At 42.0% G+C, this 2,464-nt stretch carries 4 protein-coding genes; all 4 read left to right on the top strand.

From position 1 onward, the window contains the following. On the top strand, positions 1-75 hold a 75-nt coding region (locus tag ACFIJZ_RS09585), incomplete at its 5' end, for a phage major tail tube protein (RefSeq protein ID WP_375631908.1). 1 nt (position 76) lies between these two features. After that, positions 77-364, top strand: a complete 288-nt coding sequence (locus tag ACFIJZ_RS09580) for a phage tail assembly protein (protein WP_375631916.1) — start codon at positions 77-79, stop codon at positions 362-364. A 38-nt stretch (positions 365-402) separates the two neighbouring features. Continuing rightward, positions 403-474 carry a GpE family phage tail protein gene (locus ACFIJZ_RS09575; protein ID WP_081485993.1) on the top strand — a complete coding sequence of 24 codons (72 nt, stop codon included), beginning with the start codon at positions 403-405 and terminating at the stop codon, positions 472-474. Further along, the coding region (locus ACFIJZ_RS09570) for a phage tail tape measure protein (protein ID WP_375631914.1) at positions 471-2,464 on the top strand (1,994 nt) is incomplete at its 3' end. The genes ACFIJZ_RS09575 and ACFIJZ_RS09570, both read left to right, overlap by 4 nt.

The following is a 2,464-nucleotide window of genomic DNA, read 5'->3' as shown; positions in this document are numbered from 1 at the left end:
GATGTCCTCAACTTGGTGAGAAAATTCAATGGCGTCAATCAACTCGCAGACCATAGAGAAAATATAGGATTATAAAATGACAGTACAAACAAGCATTACACATAAATTATTGATACCTGTTACTTTTGAAGGAAAAGAGCACACCACAATTACCTTACAGCGCCCCAAAACAAAAGATGTGCAAGCAATCGACAAAAAAGAAGGCATAGAGCAAACAATCGCTATGATCGCACGTCTTTCTGGATGGGCACATGAAGCGGTTGGAGAACTCGATATTAATGACTTGTCGAGCATTGGAGAGATTTTGGAGTCTTTTATCAAGCGGCGGGATACCTCGACTGGGAAACCGCCGCTAAACTCATAGCCGATATTACCATTGTGTTCCATTGGTCCCTTTCAAAGATGATGGAAATGGAACCGCAAGAACTCATATTCTGGCGAAAACAAGCAGCAGAAAGGTATAAGACAAAATGAGTGAAAAAGTTGCTGATGCAAAGGTGAAATTGTCTCTTGAAGACGAACTCACCACACCTCTTAAACGTGTACAAAAACAATTTAATACATTGTCAAAAACACTCTCACATAGTTTGGGTATTCCGCGCTTTTCTGCTGCTGTCAAAAACATGACAAAAAGCCTTCATGGCGTTCAAAGTGCTCTTAGCACAGCGGCAAGTCGTGCTTCGGTCTTTACTGGTGTCTTGGGGCTTGCTGGTGGTGGTCTTGTGGCAAGTGTAGCCGCCCTCACCATGAAAACCATGCATCTGGGCGATAGTCTTTATCACGCATCACACCATTTAAATATGAGTGTTGCATCACTTCAATTATGGGGTGATGCAGCCGATAATTCAGGCACTTCTGCCGAACTTTTTCAACAATCCTTAGCGGTTTTAAATAGGCGTTCAGCACAAGCATATGCCGGACAAAAAAGAGGCATGATGGGCTTTGAAGCACTTGGCATTTCTGTCAAAAACACTTCTGGAAAACTCAAATCCACTTCTGTCTTGTTAGAAGAAATTACCGACAAGATGAGTAAGATGAAAAGCCAAGCACAAAGACAGCATATTGCCGCTCTGCTGTTTGGGGGCGATGGTAAAGAAATGGCGACCATGCTTGCACAAGGCATGGCACCCATTAAAGAGCTGTTTGCAAAGGCGCGAAAAGGAAAATGGCTGATAGGTGCCGATGTTGCACGCTATGCAGCAGATTTAAGTGACAAGCTTGGTGCTTTTAAGAAAAAAATAGGCGGTATCGCGAGCTTTATTGGCGCGCGTTTCATGCCCGTGATTAATGATATGATTGACGGTTTTTCAAAGTTGATTGATGAAAACCGCGACCTCATTCAAACAACTGTTGCGAGCTGGGCAAAAACCTTAAAAAAAGTCCTTAATGATTTGCTTAATCCTACCTCTGATTTAAGAAAAGGCATCAGTGATCTTACAGAGAGGATTAAAGGCTGGTTCCAATGGCTAGAACCTCTGATTGGTGAAATAACCCTCTTTAAGGTAGGACTTGTGGCACTTGGTTCGTTCATTTTTGGTCCACTCATTGCCGCATTAGCCGCAGCGGGAGCAGCGTTTGTTAGCCTTGGTATCACAATTATGACGACACCTATCGGTTGGTTAATGGGTGGCATTGCAGCGCTCTTTGTCCTCTATCAATATTGGGACAAACTCAATGGTTGGGTAGCAGCATCTTTAGCCGCGGTTGGGGCAGTTCTTATAGCTTCACTCATTCCAGCAATAACTGCCGTTAGTTCTGCTTTTATATCGCTTGGTATCGCAATCATGACCACACCTATTGGCTGGATTATTGGTGGCATTGCAGCTCTTGTTGCTGCCGGATATCTGCTCTACAAACATTGGGATACAGTCATAAGCTTTATAAGCAAGCTATGGGATTCTTTTTACAGCTTATGTAGTAATGTTTTCAATAACCTCTTGACGTTCTTTAAAAACTTTTCACCACTGACTTGGATTTCGAAAAAAATCAATGAACTCATTGAATGGCTGTTTGGTGTCGATTTAATGGAAATAGGCTCCAATCTTATTAATGGGCTTTGGGAGGGCATCAAAAGCAAATGGGATGATCTGTATAACGGTTTTGGCAATATGATGAAGAAATTAACCAGTTGGATGCCTAATTGGGTGAAAGAAAAGCTAGGGTTTAATGTTTCAATAGACAAGACTTCAACGCAGACCATTAAAACCTTTACCGAAGAAACCAATGCACGTGCAAAAAAAATGGTTGATACAGTAGTGGTTACAAATACCCCACCTGAAAAACGCAAGAGTGGTTTTAATACAAGTGTCGTTGAAACAGGACAAATGCAGGCAACAAATAAAGTAGGTGCTTTTAAAGCTCCAAAGCCAATTACGGTTCATAAGCCCGTTGAAGTAGACGCCCGTGTAACCATTACAAATCTCAATATTTCAGTACCAAATGGTCTCAAGGACGAAATCAGAGA

It is taken from the genome of Bartonella sp. CL70QHWL (genome assembly GCF_042194855.1).
In the GTDB taxonomy this organism is placed as follows: domain Bacteria; phylum Pseudomonadota; class Alphaproteobacteria; order Rhizobiales; family Rhizobiaceae; genus Bartonella.
This window is presented reverse-complemented; position numbering and strand designations above follow the sequence as displayed.

Bases quoted from the DNA above. Each gene is read 5' to 3' on its own strand.
- ACFIJZ_RS09580 (WP_375631916.1), top strand. From the start codon at position 77: ATGACAGTACAAACAAGCATTACACATAAATTATTGATACCTGTTACT.